General features: G+C 40.7%; 29 protein-coding genes. All 29 read left to right on the top strand.

Annotated elements, in window-relative coordinates:
• Positions 1-209: 209 nt before the first annotated feature.
• The 29 genes from MCBB_RS06800 (at position 210) to MCBB_RS06660 (ending at position 17399) form a co-directional block, all read left to right on the top strand.
• On the top strand, positions 210-833 hold the full coding sequence (locus MCBB_RS06800) for an METTL5 family protein (protein ID WP_071907052.1): 624 nt from the start codon (positions 210-212) through the stop codon (positions 831-833).
• Between the two features lie 206 nt (positions 834-1039).
• Positions 1040-1864, top strand: coding sequence for a putative RNA uridine N3 methyltransferase (locus MCBB_RS06795; RefSeq protein ID WP_071907051.1), 825 nt, complete (start codon positions 1040-1042; stop codon positions 1862-1864).
• A 52-nt stretch (positions 1865-1916) separates the two neighbouring features.
• Entirely contained in the window at positions 1917-2927 is a 1011-nt protein-coding gene (gene rpl3p / locus MCBB_RS06790) for a 50S ribosomal protein L3 (RefSeq protein WP_071907050.1), read from the top strand.
• 29 nt (positions 2928-2956) lie between these two features.
• A complete protein-coding gene (rpl4p, locus tag MCBB_RS06785) occupies positions 2957-3742 on the top strand; it encodes a 50S ribosomal protein L4 (RefSeq protein WP_071907049.1) in 786 nt (261 codons plus the stop codon).
• Positions 3743-3760: 18 nt separating this feature from the next.
• Entirely contained in the window at positions 3761-4024 is a 264-nt protein-coding gene (locus MCBB_RS06780) for a 50S ribosomal protein L23 (RefSeq protein WP_071907048.1), read from the top strand.
• Between the two features lie 32 nt (positions 4025-4056).
• Positions 4057-4782 (top strand): 50S ribosomal protein L2, encoded by a 726-nt coding sequence (locus MCBB_RS06775; protein WP_071907047.1) that lies wholly within the window; start codon positions 4057-4059, stop codon positions 4780-4782.
• Positions 4783-4838: 56 nt separating this feature from the next.
• Positions 4839-5249 (top strand): 30S ribosomal protein S19, encoded by a 411-nt coding sequence (rpsS, locus tag MCBB_RS06770; RefSeq protein WP_071907046.1) that lies wholly within the window; start codon positions 4839-4841, stop codon positions 5247-5249.
• A gap of 12 nt (positions 5250-5261) precedes the next feature.
• Positions 5262-5723: a 50S ribosomal protein L22 gene (gene rplV, locus MCBB_RS06765; RefSeq protein ID WP_071907045.1), complete on the top strand. Its 462-nt coding sequence runs from the start codon at positions 5262-5264 to the stop codon at positions 5721-5723.
• 5 nt (positions 5724-5728) lie between these two features.
• A complete protein-coding gene (locus MCBB_RS06760; RefSeq protein WP_071907044.1) occupies positions 5729-6628 on the top strand; it encodes a 30S ribosomal protein S3 in 900 nt (299 codons plus the stop codon).
• A gap of 47 nt (positions 6629-6675) precedes the next feature.
• Positions 6676-6882, top strand: coding sequence for a 50S ribosomal protein L29 (gene rpmC, locus MCBB_RS06755; RefSeq protein WP_071907043.1), 207 nt, complete (start codon positions 6676-6678; stop codon positions 6880-6882).
• A gap of 5 nt (positions 6883-6887) precedes the next feature.
• Complete coding sequence (yciH, locus tag MCBB_RS06750) at positions 6888-7235, top strand: stress response translation initiation inhibitor YciH (protein ID WP_071907042.1); 348 nt, start codon at positions 6888-6890, stop codon at positions 7233-7235.
• 52 nt (positions 7236-7287) lie between these two features.
• A complete protein-coding gene (rnp1, locus tag MCBB_RS06745; RefSeq protein ID WP_071907041.1) occupies positions 7288-7572 on the top strand; it encodes a ribonuclease P protein component 1 in 285 nt (94 codons plus the stop codon).
• A 143-nt stretch (positions 7573-7715) separates the two neighbouring features.
• On the top strand, positions 7716-8036 hold the full coding sequence (locus MCBB_RS06740) for a 30S ribosomal protein S17 (RefSeq protein WP_071907040.1): 321 nt from the start codon (positions 7716-7718) through the stop codon (positions 8034-8036).
• Complete coding sequence (locus MCBB_RS06735) at positions 8037-8435, top strand: 50S ribosomal protein L14 (protein WP_071907039.1); 399 nt, start codon at positions 8037-8039, stop codon at positions 8433-8435.
• A 15-nt stretch (positions 8436-8450) separates the two neighbouring features.
• On the top strand, positions 8451-8804 hold the full coding sequence (gene rplX / locus MCBB_RS06730) for a 50S ribosomal protein L24 (protein WP_071907038.1): 354 nt from the start codon (positions 8451-8453) through the stop codon (positions 8802-8804).
• A 1-nt stretch (position 8805) separates the two neighbouring features.
• On the top strand, positions 8806-9534 hold the full coding sequence (locus tag MCBB_RS06725) for a 30S ribosomal protein S4e (RefSeq protein ID WP_071907037.1): 729 nt from the start codon (positions 8806-8808) through the stop codon (positions 9532-9534).
• Positions 9535-9536: 2 nt separating this feature from the next.
• On the top strand, positions 9537-10043 hold the full coding sequence (locus tag MCBB_RS06720) for a 50S ribosomal protein L5 (protein WP_071907036.1): 507 nt from the start codon (positions 9537-9539) through the stop codon (positions 10041-10043).
• A gap of 9 nt (positions 10044-10052) precedes the next feature.
• On the top strand, positions 10053-10196 hold the full coding sequence (locus MCBB_RS06715; RefSeq protein ID WP_071907035.1) for a 30S ribosomal protein S14: 144 nt from the start codon (positions 10053-10055) through the stop codon (positions 10194-10196).
• A gap of 11 nt (positions 10197-10207) precedes the next feature.
• Positions 10208-10600: a 30S ribosomal protein S8 gene (locus MCBB_RS06710; RefSeq protein ID WP_071907034.1), complete on the top strand. Its 393-nt coding sequence runs from the start codon at positions 10208-10210 to the stop codon at positions 10598-10600.
• Between the two features lie 9 nt (positions 10601-10609).
• Positions 10610-11143, top strand: a complete 534-nt coding sequence (locus MCBB_RS06705; protein ID WP_071907033.1) for a 50S ribosomal protein L6 — start codon at positions 10610-10612, stop codon at positions 11141-11143.
• A gap of 13 nt (positions 11144-11156) precedes the next feature.
• Positions 11157-11516 (top strand): 50S ribosomal protein L32e, encoded by a 360-nt coding sequence (locus MCBB_RS06700; protein WP_071907032.1) that lies wholly within the window; start codon positions 11157-11159, stop codon positions 11514-11516.
• Between the two features lie 406 nt (positions 11517-11922).
• Positions 11923-12369 (top strand): 50S ribosomal protein L19e, encoded by a 447-nt coding sequence (locus MCBB_RS06695; RefSeq protein ID WP_071907031.1) that lies wholly within the window; start codon positions 11923-11925, stop codon positions 12367-12369.
• Between the two features lie 14 nt (positions 12370-12383).
• Positions 12384-12962 carry a 50S ribosomal protein L18 gene (locus MCBB_RS06690; RefSeq protein WP_071907030.1) on the top strand — a complete coding sequence of 193 codons (579 nt, stop codon included), beginning with the start codon at positions 12384-12386 and terminating at the stop codon, positions 12960-12962.
• The gene (rpsE, locus tag MCBB_RS06685) at positions 12962-13603 is read left to right on the top strand and encodes a 30S ribosomal protein S5 (protein ID WP_071907029.1); all 642 of its coding nucleotides are present in this window, start codon (positions 12962-12964) and stop codon (positions 13601-13603) included. The genes MCBB_RS06690 and rpsE overlap by 1 nt, the downstream gene beginning before the upstream one ends.
• Positions 13604-13620: 17 nt before the next feature.
• A complete protein-coding gene (gene rpmD, locus MCBB_RS06680) occupies positions 13621-14079 on the top strand; it encodes a 50S ribosomal protein L30 (protein ID WP_071907028.1) in 459 nt (152 codons plus the stop codon).
• 59 nt (positions 14080-14138) lie between these two features.
• Positions 14139-14576 carry an uL15m family ribosomal protein gene (locus MCBB_RS06675; protein WP_071907027.1) on the top strand — a complete coding sequence of 146 codons (438 nt, stop codon included), beginning with the start codon at positions 14139-14141 and terminating at the stop codon, positions 14574-14576.
• Between the two features lie 130 nt (positions 14577-14706).
• Positions 14707-16056: a preprotein translocase subunit SecY gene (gene secY, locus MCBB_RS06670; protein ID WP_171899144.1), complete on the top strand. Its 1350-nt coding sequence runs from the start codon at positions 14707-14709 to the stop codon at positions 16054-16056.
• A gap of 38 nt (positions 16057-16094) precedes the next feature.
• On the top strand, positions 16095-16652 hold the full coding sequence (locus tag MCBB_RS06665) for an adenylate kinase (RefSeq protein ID WP_071907026.1): 558 nt from the start codon (positions 16095-16097) through the stop codon (positions 16650-16652).
• Between the two features lie 177 nt (positions 16653-16829).
• Positions 16830-17399 (top strand): EMC3/TMCO1 family protein, encoded by a 570-nt coding sequence (locus MCBB_RS06660; RefSeq protein ID WP_071907025.1) that lies wholly within the window; start codon positions 16830-16832, stop codon positions 17397-17399.
• The last annotated feature ends 60 nt before the right edge of the window (positions 17400-17459 follow it).

Below are 17459 nucleotides of genomic sequence, written 5' to 3'. Positions count from 1 at the left end.
ATTATCTCCTGAAACATCTTCAAGGATAGCTTCATGAACATCTCTAATAATATATAATAGGAACTAAAATAGATTTTCTAAAAAACACATTTTCCGGATATAATTCTTTCATAATCATGAAGTTCAATATCTTCCATCAGATTTTAATCAAAAATCAGATTTAATCAAAAACTATCAACTGTACTACTCATCAATTCAAAGGTTATGATATGTTCAAAAGGAAAAAACAGCTTGAAATGGCATTGCAAGATATACCTGGACACCCAGATCCCAGGGCGGAATTGGAACAGTACCAGACACCATCCATCATCGCTGCAGACTTGCTGTGGAATGCAGCTGCAATAGGAGATATAGAAGGGTTCAAGGTGGTCGATCTGGGATGTGGAACAGGGATATTCACACTGGGCTCAGCACTCATGGGTGCAGCAGAATCTGTGGGTGTTGACGTTGACCCTGGTGCCTTGAATGTTGCAGAATCATATGCCTCAAAAATGGGACTTGAAAACGTGGTTAGATTTGTAGAATCTGATGTAATGAACTTCTCTGAACCTGCAGACACCGTGATTCAAAATCCTCCATTTGGGGCTCAGAAAGCCCATGCAAAGGAGGCTGACAGAATTTTCATGGAAAAGGCAGCTCAAACTGCACCTGTAGTCTATTCATTTCACATGAAGGAGACTGAACACTTTGTGGAAAAATTTTTCAACTCCCTGGGCATGGAAGCCACCCACAGATTTTACTACTCCTTCCCAATACCCAGGATCTACGATTTTCACCAGAAAGAAAAAGTCCATGTGAAGGTTGTTGTTTTAAGGGTTCAAAGGAAGGATTGAAAAAATCCCCTCCACAATATAAAGATTTAAATAGTAAATTGGACTAATAATATTTTAATATGCTTGGAGGATGAAATACAATGTTTTATCTTCTGTGAAATGAGGAAAAAAAGCCCATCATTCCTCAATTAACCATATGATTCTTTTGTTTGACTGGAAAAAATCCTCCAAATAGTATATAAAAGGATAAAAACAAACATTTAAAGATGCAACAAAATCATATTAGCATCTTTATCCCAGCTTCAATAATAGCTGAAACAAAAGATTTAAGAATAAGAACTTACAAAGTAGGCCTGATTGGAAGATCTGCAGCCATATTTAAGGTTGACAGAATCGTGGTTTACAACGATAATTCCCAAAAAGAGGACGTAAAGTTTATTAGTGATGTCCTCACTTATATGAATACGCCTCAATACCTTAGAAAGAAGGTATTTCCTATAACAAGGGAGCTTCGAAACGTTGGCATTCTTCCGCCACTCAGAACTCCCCATCACCCCACAGGAGAACTCCATGAAGGTGACTATAGACAGGGACTGACAATAAAAAGAACCAAAAAAGGCACCATAGTTGATATAGGTGCTGACAAACTTGCACTCTGCAAGGAGAAACTCAGCGTAAATAAGGTACTGAGCTTCAAAGTTGCAAAACTTGCAAAAGAGATAACCATAGTGCCTGACACCCCTGATTTTTACTGGGGCTATGACACCATATCTACTTATAAAAATTTACATGAAAGCATACAGTCGATTAAACCAAAACCAGATCTGGTTATTGGAACATCACGGTATGCAGCGCCCATCACTTCTGTTTTAGACGAAGTAAAAGAACGTTTAAAGGGCTCCAAACACACTGCTATTTTGTTTGGTGGTCCGTATTCAGGCTTACACGATCTCATTCCCAGCCAGAAGGAAAAGGAACTCATAGATCTTGAAGTTAACACTGTCCCCTCCCAGGGGACTAAAACTGTAAGAACTGAAGAAGCGGTTTTATCAACTTTATCTGTGTTTAACTTGCTCTTAAACTCAGAGTAACTCATATTGAATATAATTTGGAAAATAATTTGAAAGTAAGGAGGTAAATTAAATGACTAGACATCATCAACCAAGAAAAGGATCAGTTGCATTTAGTCCTAGAAAAAGAGCGGCTAAAGAATCACCAAGAATAAGTGCCTGGCCTGAGACAGAAGAAACATGTCTCTTAGGATTTCCCGGCTACAAAGTCGGTATGACCCACGTTACAATGCTTGACACTGTAAAAGGCTCACCAACAGAAGGAATGGAAGTATCTACACCAGTAACTATACTGGAAGCTCCAGCTATTGTTGTAATGGGTATAAGGGCTTACAGAAAGGAAAGTCGTGGACTCAAAACCATGACCGATATCATTGCAGCAGACCTTGAGGAAGATCTCAAGAGAAAAATAACACCACCTAAAGAGGACAAGGTTCAGGAAAAACTCGCTGAACTCAAGGAAAAACTGGACGAAGTGGAAGATATAAGGGTTCTCATCCACACCAAACCAAGACTTGCAAGCATACCAAAGAAAAAACCTGAAATACTTGAATTTGGACTTGGTGGAAAAACAGTTGCAGAAAAACTTGACTACGCTGAAAGCATCCTTGGAAAGGAGATAAACCCACAGGACACATTCAACGATGGAGAACACGTTGATGCAGTAGCAGTAACCAAGGGTAAAGGATTCCAGGGACCAGTTAAAAGGTTCGGTGTCAGAATACAGTACGGTAAAGCTGCAAGAAGCAGTAAGAAAAGGCACGTTGGTTCAATAGGACCATGGACACCTGCAAGAACCATGTGGACAGTTGCAATGGCTGGTCAGATGGGATACCACAAAAGAACAGAGTTCAACAAGAAAATCCTGAAGATAGGTGACATATCTGAAGTGGATGCCGTGAACCCAGATGGAGGATTCGTTAAGTACGGTCTCGTTAAAAATGGTTACTTCATGGTTAAAGGTTCAGTTCCAGGACCCTCAAAAAGGCTCATAGTTTTAAGAAAAGCTACAAGGCCACATGGAAAGCATGATGATGCTCCTCAGATATCATACATAAGCACAGCTTCAAAACAGGGAGTTTAAGTTTAACAATTAAGGACAAGTGATTTAAAATGGAGAAGATCAAGGTTTACTCATTGGAAGGTGAAGTCGTAGACGAAATTGAACTTCCTGAAATTTTCATGGAAGAATTCAGACCTGACCTCATAAAAAGGGCAGTCATATCATCACAAACAGCCAGGATACAGCCATGGGGATCAAACCCAAGGGCAGGTATGAGGACAACTGCAAAATCCTTTGGTTCAGGCCGAGGTGCAGCAATGGTGCCACGTGTAAAGGGTTCAAGGCACCCAGCAGCTTCAAAAGCAGCTCGTATACCACAGGCAACTGGCGGTAGAAAAGCCCACCCACCACGTGTTCAGAGAAAGATTCACGAGAAAATAAACAGGAAAGAGAGAAGGTTAGCAATAAGGTCCGCAGTTGCAGCAACAGCAAACAGGGACATTGTGGAAGCAAGGGGTCACAGGATTGAGAACCTTGCACAGATACCATTCGTTGTTGATGACGAACTCGCAGCAGTCAAAAGGACAAAGGAAACCCGTGAAATATTCGAAAAACTCGGAATAATGGATGATGTTGTAAGGGCTAAAAACGGTCGTAACATCAGGGCAGGAAGAGGTAAAACAAGGGGAAGAAAGTACAAAAACACCAAAGGACCTTTAGTGGTTGTTGCAGAGGACAAAGGAATAAGCCTCGGTGCAAGAAACCATGCAGGTGTCGATGTTGTCAGTGTTGAAAACCTCAACGCAGAACTTCTAGCCCCTGGTACACACCCTGGAAGACTCACAATTTACACAAAATCAGCTGCCCTAAAACTAGGAGAGCTTTTCAAGCAATAAAAAAGGGGGTTGTGAAATATGGATCCTTACTCAATTATAGTAAAACCACAGTTAACAGAAAAAAGTATGAATGCAATTGATCAGAACAACGAGCTGACTTTTGTAGTACGAAGAACCGCAAACAAGTCCCAGATAAAACGCGCTTTTGAGGACATGTTCGATGTGAAGGTTGAAAGGGTGAACACCCAGATAAGATCCACCACTGGTGTGAAATTAGCTTACATAAAACTGAAAGAAGAAGACAGCGCAGAAGATATAGCAATGAAGATGGGTGTATTCTAATCATTACCACCTTTTAGGATGGAGGAAATACAATGGGAAAACGATTAATAATACAGAGGAGAGGACGAGGAACTCCTACTTACAAGAGTGCATCACACAGGTTCAAGGGAAAAATAGCCTACAGATCCTACGATGATATAGAGAAAGAGGGCAGCCTCAAGGGAAAAGTTGCAGACATCATGCATGACCCTGGTCGAACTGCTCCTGTTGCACTTGTCAAATTCGAAAATGGAGAAAAACAACTTATTTTAGCTCCTGAAGGAATACAGATCAACGATGAAATTGAATGTGGTATTTCAGCACCAATAAGTCCTGGAAACTCATTACCACTTGGAGAGATTCCTGAAGGAACACCTTTATACAACCTTGAAAGAATTCCAGGAGACGGCGGTAAATTCGTTAAGTCTTCAGGTACTTACGCTTCTTTAATAACCCACGATGTTGGTAAAGCTATTATAGAATTACCTTCTGGTGAATTAAAGGCATTCAACCCACGCTGCAGGGCAACCATTGGTGTTGTTGCTGGTGGAGGAAGAAAGGACAAACCATTCCTCAAAGCAGGAAACAGGTACCATGCACTTAAAGCCAAGGGTAAAAAATGTGTCAGTGTCAGAGGAGTGGCAATGAACGCAGTGGATCACCCACACGGTGGTGGAAACAGACAGCACCCAGGAAGGCCAACAACAATATCCAGAAACGCACCACCAGGAAGAAAGGTTGGTTCAATAGCTGCCCGAAGGACAGGAAGAAGGAGATAAAATTAAAATTAATTGAATGGGGAATACATATGAAAAACGGATTAGGAGGAGACTAATTGGCAAGAAAAGAATTCAAATATCGCGGTTACACACTGGAAGAACTACAGGAAATGCCGTTAGATAATGTTATACAGCTTTTACCATCAAGGCAGAGAAGGTCCCTTAAAAAGGGATTCCTTCCAAGACAGAAAAAAGTCTTAGAAAAAATAAGGAAGGTTAAAAAACAGGGCAATAATGATGGAAGGCCTGTAATCATAAAAACACATTGCAGGGACATGATTGTGCTTCCTGAAATGGTTGGAATGACCTTCGGCATTCACAATGGAAAGGAGTTTGTTGAAGTCACAATGCAGCCAGAGATGATTGGTTGTTACTTCGGTGAATTCGCACTTACAAGATCAAGGGTTCAGCACGGAGATCCAGGTATGGGTGCAACAAGATCATCCATGTTTGTGCCGCTTAAATAAGGAGAAATTACAATGGCAAAGATCAAATACGCTTATCAGGATGAATACGATGGAAAAACAGCAAAAGCTGCAGGGAGAGCTCTTAAGATCTCCCCAAAACATGCTGTTGAGATATGCAGCGCAATAAGGGGAATGTATCTTGACGAAGCCAAAGAATACCTGGAACAAGTAATCAGGATGGAAACACCAATACCCTTCAAGAGGCACAACAAAAAAGTTGGTCACAAAAGGGGTTTAAAAGGATGGCCAACAGGAAGGTATCCTGTTAAGGCAGCCACCCAGATCCTTCAGGTACTGGTTAATGCAGAAGCAAACGCAGAGTACAAGGGACTTGACGTGGACGACCTCAAAATAGTTCACGCATCAAGTCACCGTGGCTATGTGATCAGAGGATGGACAGCAAGAGCATTCGGAAGGGCAAGTCCCTTCAACACAACAACAACCCACGTACAGATAGTTTTAGGGGAGGCATAGATCCAATGATTGAAAAAGATTTCGTAACAGAAGGACTTAAAAGAACAAGGATCGATGAATTCCTTGAATCAGAACTTGAAAGAGCAGGTTACGGTGGAATGGAAATTCAGGTAACCCCACTTGGTACAATGGTTGTTGTATACGCTGAAAGGCCAGGAATGGTCATAGGTAGAGGTGGAAAAACTGTCCGTGCCATAACACAGCAGCTTAAAAATGACTACGACCTTGAAAACCCACAGGTAGAGGTTAAAGAGGTTGATGTTCCAGAGTTAAACCCAAAGATCATGGCCCATAAAATAGCAGCCATGCTCCAGAGGGGAATGCACTTCAGGAGAGTTGCATACACATCACTCCGCAGAATCATGGGTGCCGGAGCTCAGGGAGTTGAAGTCACAATATCCGGTAAGATCAGGGGTTCAAGGTCAGCATGCGCTAAATTCACAGATGGTTACATCAAGAAATGTGGAGAACCATCAATTAAACATGTGAGAGAAGGATTTGCAACTGTACAACTGAAACCCGGTGTTCTTGGTATCTACGTTAGAATCATGCCACCAAACATCGTTCTACCTGATAAGGTTGAAATCAAACAGGTTGAAATTTCAGAACCTGCAGTTGAAGAAGTTGTTGAAAACATAGAAACCGAAGAAGCAGTTGCAGTGAAAGAATCTGAAATCAAAGAAGAATCTGAAGGACCTGTAGAGATCCTTGAAGAGATCACAGAAGAAGCACCTGAAGATGCAGAGGAAATTCCAGAAGAAGTTCCTGAGGAAGAAGTAGAAAAGTCATCTGAAGAAGTTGCAGAAACTGCTGAAGAAACCCCGAAAGAATCCAGTGAGTCTGAAACTGCAGAATCTGAACCTGAAGCATCAGAAGCAGATGAAAAGGCAGAAAAATCAGAATAAACTATAATCTGTGCATTTATCGCAAATTATTAAAAGGATGTAGAGAAATGGTAATATTAAGAAGCAAGGAAATACGGGTAATGGAAACGGATGAGATCCAGAAAAAACTGGAGGAACTCAGGGCAGAGCACTCAAAGATGATTTCAAAAAGTGCAGCTGCTGGGGTTAATGAAAATCCAGGAAAGATAAAGGAACTTAAAAGAACGATCGCACGTGTCCTTACAATATTAAATGAAAAAAACCAGGAGAAATAAAATAGATGAAAGTCTGTGAGATATGCGGTCTTCCAGAAGAACTTTGCGTCTGTGAGGAGATAGCCAGAGAAATTCAAAAGGTTAAGGTATACACAGTAAGAAGAAGATTCGGGAAACTCATGACCATTGTCGAGGGAATAGATGAACACGACATTGACGTGAGGGAACTAACAAAGGAACTCAAGGCAAAATGTGCCTGTGGAGGTACAGCTAAGAAGGGTCAGATAGAACTTCAAGGAGACCACAAAAGAAAGGTCAAGGAAGTTCTTGCTAACATGGGCTTTTCTTCAGACACCATTGAGATAAAGGATAGAGATGATAAAAACAGGAAAAGAAGAGGTAGAAGGAGATAATACCTAATTTTAGGTACTATGTCCCAATTCATTTCTTTATCTTTTAAACAATATGATCACTCCACAAAACATATTTCAACATGAGTTCATAGGCCTCAATGTAGAGGTCAAAGAGAGCTCGCATGAAGGATTCATTGGGATAAACGGAAGGGTTGTTGATGAAACCAAAAACACCATCACAGTGGAAACTGAAGAAGATGGTGAAAAAATGGTTCCAAAAAAGACTTCAACATTCCGCTTCAAATTACCAAACGGTGCCGTGGTTGAAATAGCCGGCCGCGTAATTGTTGCCCGTCCCGAGGACAGGATCAAGAAGAAGTTCAGAAAATACTGGTAGGACTTGGATATTCAGGATCCATTGGATTCCAAAAAATGGACAGCCATCTAACTGGAACAAAAAAACTGGATAAACCATTAAATAACCCAAATTCAATTAACAAATAAAAAAAATTAGGATAATAGGACGTATCAGGTGATAATATGGTTGGTATCGATGTTAAAGAACCAAAAACAAAATGTGATGATCCTAACTGTCCGTTTCACGGAACCCTCCCTGTAAGGGGTCAAATATTAGAGGGAATTGTTACAAGTGACAAGGCAGAAAGGACGATCACAGTTGAAAGAAGCTTCTACAAATTCATCAGGAAGTATGAGAGATACGAAAAAAGGAAATCAAAAATCACAGCACACAAACCCGACTGCATAGAAGTAAAAGTTGGAGACTCTGTTAAAATAGCAGAATGCAGACCACTCAGCAAAACCAAACACTTCGTTGTAGTGGAAGTGAAAGGAGAGAGCTAAATGAAAGCCATTTCATCCAATGTTACAAAGGCACTACCAATAGGTGCAAGACTTCAGTGCGTGGATAACACAGGCGCAAGAGAAGTCGAAATAGTAGCTGTCAAAGGATACAAAGGTGTTAGAAGGAGATTAGCACCTGCAGGTGTCGGTGACATGGTCGTGATCTCAGTCAAAAAAGGTACAGTTGACATGAGAAGAGAAGTCACAACCGCTGTTGTCGTAAGACAGAAAAAAGAATTCAGAAGGGCAGATGGCTTAAGGGTCAAATTTGAGGACAATGCAGCTGTAATAGTATCCCCCGAGGGTGTGCTAAAAGGTTCTGAAATAAGGGGACCAATTGCAAAGGAAGCAGCTGAAAGATGGCCTGCAATAGGAAGCGCTGCCAGTACAATAGTTTAAAATCATGGTGATAAAATGTCAAAACAGCCAAGGAAACAAAGGAAACTTATCTACAAGGCACCCTTACACATACGCCACAAACTCATGAGCGTAAACCTCAGCCCGGAGCTCAGGGAACAGTACGGAAGAAGATCCATTCCTATAAGGACTGGTGACTCTGTTAAAGTAGTCCGTGGTGATTTCAGGGATCATGAGGGTAAAGTAGAGAAGGTAGACCTTAAAAATTACAGGGTAATGATTGAAGGAGCGTCCGTCCAGAAACCAGATGGAAACAAAGTTTACCATACAATACACCCTTCAAACATGGTTATAATAGAACTGGACCTGGACGACGACGAAAGAAACCAAATAATAGAGAGGAAGGGATAACATGGCAAAGATGGGATCAAGAAAACATCTTAAACGTTTCAAATCACCAGAGCACTGGCCTATCCATCCAAAAGAAAACAAATGGACTGTAAAACCAAGTGCAGGTCCACACTCAATTGAAGATTCACTTCCACTACTACTAGTGGTAAGGGACATCCTCAAAGTTGCAGACAATGCAAGGGAAGCAAAGATAATCATAAACAACGGTGACATCCTTGTGGACGGCCGTGCAAGAAAAGATTATCAATTCCCAGTTGGATTCATGGATGTAATAGAACTACCAAAATCTGAAAAGGTTTATAGGGTACTGCCAGATGATAAGGGTAGGTTAATACTCCACCCAATAAGCAAAGAAAATGCAGAATTCAAACTCTGCAGAATTGAAGACAAAACCACAATAAAAGGTGGTAAAACACAGCTCAACCTCCACGACGGAAGGAACTGCCTTGTTGAAAAAGAATACAAAACAGGGGATGTCATAGTGGTTGAGATTCCAGAGCAAACCGTCACTGACCAGATCAAATTTGAAGCTGGAACAATCGGCCTCATAACTGGTGGTAAACACATAGGTGAGCTTGGTAAAATTAAAGAAATTAACACAACACGATCATCAAAATCAAACACTGTTCTAATTGAGACAGATGATAACAAAACTTTCCTAACACTCACAGACTACGTCTTTGTTATAGGAAAAACAAAACCTGTTATTTCACTTCCAGGAGGTAACTAAGTATGAACCCAATGGAACAAGTGAAAATTAACAAAGCAACAGTGAACATAGGTGTAGGTGAAGGTGGAGAACAGCTTGCAAGGGCAGAGAAGCTCCTGAATAACATCACAAGCCAGAAACCTGTACGTACTTATTCTAAAGTTACCAACCCTGAGTTTGGAATAAGGAAAGGTCAGCCTATTGCATGCAAAGTCACATTAAGAAACGAAAAAGCATTCGACACTGTTAAACTCATACTTGCAGGTATAGGTAACAGGATCAAGGCAGGTCAATTCGACAAACAGGGAAACGTTTCATTTGGAATAGCAGAACACATAGAAATTCCAGGAATGAGGTACGATCCTGAGATAGGTATATTTGGAATGAACGTTGCAGTAACCTTTGAAAAACCAGGTTACAGGATAAAGAGAAGGAAGATCCAGAACAAAAAAGTTCCAAGTAAACATCAAGTCACAAAGGAAGAAACCATGGAATTCATGAAGGAAAAATTCCAGGTTGAAATAGAATAAGGTGATACATTGCCAAGAAAATACGGAAAGGCATCAAGAAAATGTAGTAGATGCGGGGACCACTCTGCACTCGTCAGAAGATACGGGTTAATGCTTTGCAGACAGTGCTTCAGGGAACTTGCACCAAGGATAGGATTTAAGAAATACAACTAAGAGGTGTCAAAATGACTCTTATGGATCCTCTAGCAAACGCTCTTACAAACATGAGAAACAACGAGATGCAGGGAAACAAGAGGTGCAAAATCTCTCCAGCGTCCAAGATGATAGGACATGTTTTAAGGACAATGCAGAAAGAGGGATATATCGGTGAATTTGAATTTGTTGACGATGAAAAAGCAGGGCAGTTCATTGTTGAACTAGAAGGAAACATAAACAAGTGCGGTGTAATAAAGCCAAGACACGCCGTTAAAAAAGATGAATTTGAAAAATTTGAGAAAAGGTACCTACCATCCAAAAACTTTGGAATAATGATAGTAACAACCCCTGAAGGAATAATGACCCACAGGGAAGCCAAAGAAAAAGGAATTGGTGGAAGACTTCTCGTATACGTTTACTAAGGTGATAAAATGGCTCAAATAGCAATTCTAAGGGAAGAAATACCTATCCCTGAGGGAATAACTGTCACCGTAGACGGTGCGGTGACTGTTAAGGGATCCAAGGGACAGTTATCAAGAGACTTCAAAAGCAGGAACGTCACCATAAAAGTGGAAGATGGAAACGTTGTTGTGGAAGCCAGGTTCCCTAAAAAGAAAGACAAAGCCATGTTAGGAACCATAAGGTCCCATATAAACAACATGATTGTGGGATTAACCGATGGATTTACCTACAACATGAAAATAGTTTACGCTCACTTCCCTATGACTGTTAAAGCTGCAGGGAATAAAGTTACAATCGAGAACTTCTTAGGTGAAAGGCACCCAAGGACCGCAAAAATCGTAGGAGATGCAAAGGTCCAGATCAAGGGTGAAGATGTCACAGTGAGTGGAATCAACAAAGAAGATGTTGGACAGACCATGGCCAACCTAGAACAGGCTACAAAAATAAAGGGAAGAGATCCAAGGGTGTTCCAGGATGGAATATACCTTATAAACAAGGAGTAAAACGGTGGTTCCAATGAAAAAGACTCCAATTAAAAAACCGAAAAAACCAAACTTCAAAAGACAGGAATGGTTCAGGTACAAAAAACTTGGGGAAAGCTACAGGAAACCCAAAGGAAAAACAAGTAAAAGACGAAGATACGAAGCAAGAAAACCTGCAATGGCCGCAATTGGTTACAGAACTCCAAGGACCATCAGGGGACTCCATCCTTCAGGTTACAGGGATGTTCTTGTATGCAACATGGCAGACCTTGAACAACTTGACCCTGAAAATGATGCTGGAAGGATCAGCTCCAAAATCGGGAAACGAAAAAAGGAAATAATGCTTGAAAGGGCAAAGGAACTTGGAATAAAAATTCTAAACAAAGGGCTTTAAACTCCAAAAGAGTTTAAGGAAATTTTTATTTTGTTTCATTCATCATGGAACAAAAGAATGAATTACCAAGAAAACCAGGCAGCAAAAAGAGGCATTGCAAAAGGGACAAAGGGTGCAGCACCGAATGCGCGGTGATTGCAAAAACATAAAAGCCGAAACATAAACGGCAGGAGATTCTACAAAAATCCTGGAAATTGAAACAAAAACAAATGCTAAAAGTTTTAAACTGAAACCATCAGTTCATTAAAACTTTGAAAATATAATGGAAAAACTTGGACATTGGATTTGATTTACAGTTCACTGATAATTCACACCTAATATCCTAAACTTCTATTTTCAAAGAGCATTGTTTCAAGGTTCAGGTAAAAATTTTGATCAACCATCCGGTTGATTTGGAGGTTTCTTTATGAATCTTACTACTCAAAAACGATTAGCTGCAGACATACTCAAAGTAGGAGTAAACAGGGTTTGGATAGATCCTGAGAGCGTAGAAGAAGTATCAAGGGCTATAACTCGCGAATCTGTTAAACAACTCATTGACAGTGGAGCTATAAAAGCAAAACCTAAAAAAGGTATAAGCAGCTACAGATCAAAGAAAATAGCGGAACAAAAGAAAAAAGGAAGAAGGAAAGGCCGAGGTAGTATAAAAGGAGCAAAAGGTGCTCGAAATCCAAAGAAACAAGCTTGGATGACTACCATCAGATCTTTAAGAACAGAACTCAAAGATATGAGAGAAAACAGGGAAATAAACAAAACCACCTACCGTAAACTCTACAAGATGGCCAAGGGTGGTGCCTTCAGAAGCAAATCTTACATGAAGACCTATGCAAGGGATCATGACATGCTCAGATAGACGGGGGAATTATATTGGCACAAGGATCAAGATACAAACTGGCATTTAGAAGAAGAAGGGAAGGAAAAACTGATTACAGAGCCAGGTTAAAATTAATCAGTTTAGAAAAATCACGACTGGTTGTCAGACTCACAAACAACCACACCATAGTGCAGATCATAGATGTGGCACAGGATGGAGATGAAACACTGATTTCAGCACACTCCAAGGAACTCCAAAAAATGGGATGGTTAGGAAGTGGAAAAAACACCTCCGCAGCATACCTCACAGGATTCCTATGTGCTAAAAAAGCACTTGAAGCAGGAATAGATGAAGCAGTTCTTGACATCGGATTGAAATCATCCATAAAAGGTGCAAAGATCTACGCAGCATTAAAGGGAGCAGTTGATGCAGGACTTTACGTTCCTCACAACGATTCCATACTGCCTGCAGATGAAAGGATAAGGGGAGAACATGTGGCAGCATACGCTGAATCCCTCAGTGATGAAGAACTTAAGGAGAGGTTTTCACAGTACATTGCAAATGGCCTATCTCCAAAAGACCTCCCTGATCACTTTGAAGCTATAAAACAAAAGATTGAGGAAGGATCATAATGAATTATGAAAAAGAAGAATGGGAACCAAAGACCCAGCTTGGGCAGATGGTGAAGGAAGGTAAAATAACCGACATCGATGAGATCCTGGAAAAAGGCCTTCCAATAATGGAACTTCAAATAGTTGACACCCTACTTCCTGACCTTGAAGAAGAAGTAATGGATGTAAACCTCGTTCAGAGGATGCACAAATCTGGTCGTAAAGTCAACTTCCGAGTCATCGTTGCAGTTGGTAACAAAAACGGATACGTTGGACTTGGACAGGGAAAAGCTAAAGAAGTTGGACCTGCAATAAGAAAAGCAGTAGACAACGCAAAATACAACATCATCAAAGTCAGAAGGGGCTGCGGTGACTGGGGATGTGTTTGCGGAAGGGAACACACTGTACCATTCAAGGTAGAAGGAAAAAGTGGAAGTGTTCGCGTAACACTCATACCAGCTCCAGGAGGAGTTGGGCTTGCAATAGGAGACGTTGGAAAAACCATCCTAGGACTTGCAGGAATAGATGATGTATGGTCCCAGACCATGGGCCAGACACAGACAACAATAAACTTCGCTGGTGCCGTCTTTGAAGCACTCAAACACCTGAGCAAAGTTAAGGCAACCACCAAGGATCTTAAAAACCTTGGAGTAGCAGTATAAAATCAAGGTGATATAAGATGATTGCAGCAATAAGAGTAAGAGGCACAACAGGGATAAAAAAGGACATAGCTGACACCCTGATGATGCTCAGACTTAATCAGATAAATCATGCAGTTCTCATTGATGAAAACCCAAGTTACAATGGAATGCTCCAGAAAGGAAAGGATTACATAACCTGGGGAGAAATAGACGCTGAAACTCTGGCTAAAGTTATAGCAAAAAGGGGAAGGCTTGCTGGTGATGTGAAAATCACAGATGAATACCTCAAGGAAAACACTGACTATTCCTCAGTAGAAGAACTTGCAAAGGCAGTTGTGGAATCAAAAGCAACCCTTGAAGATGCAGGAATAAAACCAGTGTTCAGACTTCACCCACCAAGAAAAGGATACAAGTCCACTAAAAAAACTTACAACGAAGGCGGAAGCCTGGGATATAGAGGAGAAAAAATAGGAGAACTCATAGTTAAGATGATCTGATCATCTTAAATTTCCTATCTCCCACTTAACAGAATCATATAAATCATCAAGGTGATGACATGATAAGGAAAACAAGAAAAATAAGGAAGTTACGAGGCTCAAGGACAGTTGCAGGAGGCTGTTCTAAGAAGAGAAGAGGTGCCGGTAACAGGGGTGGAAAAGGAATGGCTGGTGGACACAAGCACCACTGGACATGGATGGTTATAAACGACCCAAAACACTTCGGAAAATACGGATTCAAAAGACCTCCAAAAAGCATATTCAAGTTCAACCCTGTTAACCTGGACTACCTCGAAGAAAAATCATCAGAACTTCTCGAGAAAGGTTTAGCAACTGAAGAAAATGATAAAATTGTTATAGATGTAACTGAACTTGGATACAACAAGGTTCTTGGAAAGGGCAAACTAACCAAACCTTTAACAATAAAATCCCCACTTTTCTCCCAAACAGCAACAAAAAAAATTGAAGAAGCTGGAGGAGAGGCAGTAACCCTTTAGACATATAACTAAATTTTTTTAGAAAAGCCATTAAAATTTTGGATTAAATGGACTGCTAAAGGGGTCTTTAAAAGTTTCAATCCAGAATTTTAATTTAAACTTTTTTCTAACTATAATAAGCAAGGAGTGAATCTCATTGAAAGAAATGCTGCAACCCATATTCTCATTAATTCCGCAGGTCAAATCTCCAACTTACAGGGTGCCATTTAAAGAGAAACTTAAGTGGACAGGTGTTATCCTGATACTGTACTTTTTATTAACAGTTGTACCCCTTTTTGGATTAAGCTCAACTTCAGTTGACTACTTCTCACAGCTCAGGGCTGTGATGGCAGGTAGTTTTGGTTCTATAGTAACACTTGGTATCGGACCAATTGTTACAGCTTCAATCATACTGCAGCTTCTGGTTGGAGGTAAAATATTAAACATTGACATGTCCAAACCTGAGGATAAAGCATTCTTCATGGGAACTCAGAAGCTCCTTGCAATCATATTCACATTATTCGAGGCAGCAGTTCTCGTATTTACAGGTGCACTCGCACCATCATCATCAGAACTCACCTGGATACTCATACTCCAGATAACAGTAGGTGGAATACTCATAATCTACCTCGACGAAGTTGTTTCAAAATGGGGATTTGGAAGTGGTGTAGGACTGTTCATTGCAGCAGGTGTTGCACAGGCAATAGTTGTTGGATCATTCAACCCACTATCCTCACCAACATCACCTGGAACGCCAGCAGGTGCAATACCGGGATTCATATATTCACTAACAACAGGACAGCCAAACATAGATCTTCTACTGCCTGTTTTCGCAGTCATAGTGGTTTTCATGGTGGTTGTTTACGCTGAAAGTATGCGTGTTGAAATACCATTATCCTACGGAGGAGTTAAGGGAGCAAGGGGAAAATATCCCTTAAAATTCATATACGCAAGTAACATGCCAGTTATATTAACAAGCGCACTTCTCCTGAACGTGCAGCTTTTTGCAACAGTGTTCCAGAAAATTGGATTCCCAATACTTGGAACCATATCCAATGGAAGGGCTGTAAGTGGAATTGCATACTACCTATCAACACCCACAAGTTACACAGTCCTCTTCACGGATCCCCTCAAGGTACTCATATATGCAGTGGTTTTCATAGCTTCATGTATCCTCTTTGCAGTACTCTGGGTTGAACTCAGTGGAATAGGCCCTAAACAGGTTTCAAAACAGCTCCATGGAATGGGAATGCAGATACCTGGTTTCAGGAGCAGTAAAGGACACTTCGAAAAGATACTGAAGAAATACATACCTGCAATAACCGTGCTTGGTGGTGCATTCGTGGGTCTTCTGGCATTTGGAGCAGACCTTACTGGAGCATTAGGTGGAGGTACAGGTGTACTCTTGACAGTGGGTATTGTTTACAAACTCTATGAAGAAATAGCTCAAGAACAGCTCATGGACATGCACCCAATGTTAAGGAAGTTCTTAGGTGATTGAATCATTAATAATTACTGAATAAAATTCAGGTGGAAAAAATGAAAGTAGTTGTAGTTGCAGGAATTCCAGGATCAGGAAGTACAACAGTATTAGGAAATGCATTGAAGGATCTTGACTATCTCCATGTTAACTATGGAGATGTCATGCTTGAAATAGCTCAGAAAGAGGGTCTTGTGGAAGATAGAGATTCCATAAGAAAGCTTTCCCCTGATATCCAGAAGGAAATCCAGAGAAAAGCTGCAAAGAATATAAGAGAACGTTCCGAGGAAAGTAACATCATCGTTGACACCCACTGCACCATAAAAACACCTAAGGGATTCCTTCCAGGACTCCCAAATTGGGTTCTTGAAGAACTTCAACCTGACATGTTCATACTCCTAGAGGCAGATGGCGATGAAATACTCATGCGAAGGATTAATGACACCACCCGTACAAGGGACATGGAAAAACTTAAAGAAATAGAGCTTCACCAGGAAATGAACAGAGCAGCTTCAATGGCATATGCAGTGATTACAGGGGCCACAGTTAAGATCATAGAAAACCATGACAACAAGCTGGAAGCATCAGTTGGGGAAATGATAAATACCTTGAAGTAAACCATATCATATTCAAGAATTTCTAATTCAAGAATTTCTACAACAAAAAAATTCTACCAGAAAACTTCAAAATCTCAGAATGAATCATTTGAAACCAGCGATGGTGTACAAGATCCCTTTATGAAGTTCTACTGGAAACTATAAATTCAAGATGAAACTAAAGAGAGGAAATAAAAAATGGTATTTGACATAGTAAACCAGCTTTTAAATCCCATATTTCTACCCCTTGTTAATATGGATCCAAATCCAAACAATCCCATACTTGCAGTTTTTGTGATTGCAACCATTGTTGCATTCATAATCACCCTCGCAAACAAGCTTCTGGTTGATCAGGATAGGATGCAGTTCATCCAGCAGGAGATGAAGGGATTCCAGGCGGAAGTTATGGAAGCACAGAAGTCAGGTGACCCAAAACGTATGGCTGAAATGCAGAAGAAGCAGATGGAATTCATGGGTCTGCAGAAGGAAATGATGATGAACTCCTTCAAACCAATGATAGTAACCATGTTGCCCATCCTCCTCATATTTTGGTGGATGTCTGGAAACAACGCAATAGGTAATATGGTGGTATACCTACCACACTTCGTGTACTACATACTCTTAACACCACTGTGGCACATGCTCTATCATCCAGCTGCAGGAGCACCAGCATTCAGCATAACATGGCTTGGATGGTACATACTGGTATCCTTTGCAATGTCATTTGTGTTCAGGAAGTTCATGGGACTTAAGAGTGGGGGAATGTAAACATCCCCAACATTTATTAGAGATACGCTCCAAAATCAGTGTACCTAAGTAAAAGTCCAA

The organism is Methanobacterium congolense (assembly GCF_900095295.1).
GTDB lineage: Archaea > Methanobacteriota > Methanobacteria > Methanobacteriales > Methanobacteriaceae > Methanobacterium_C > Methanobacterium_C congolense.
Note: the sequence above shows the minus strand (reverse complement) of the source record. Positions and strands in the feature narration are given on the sequence as shown.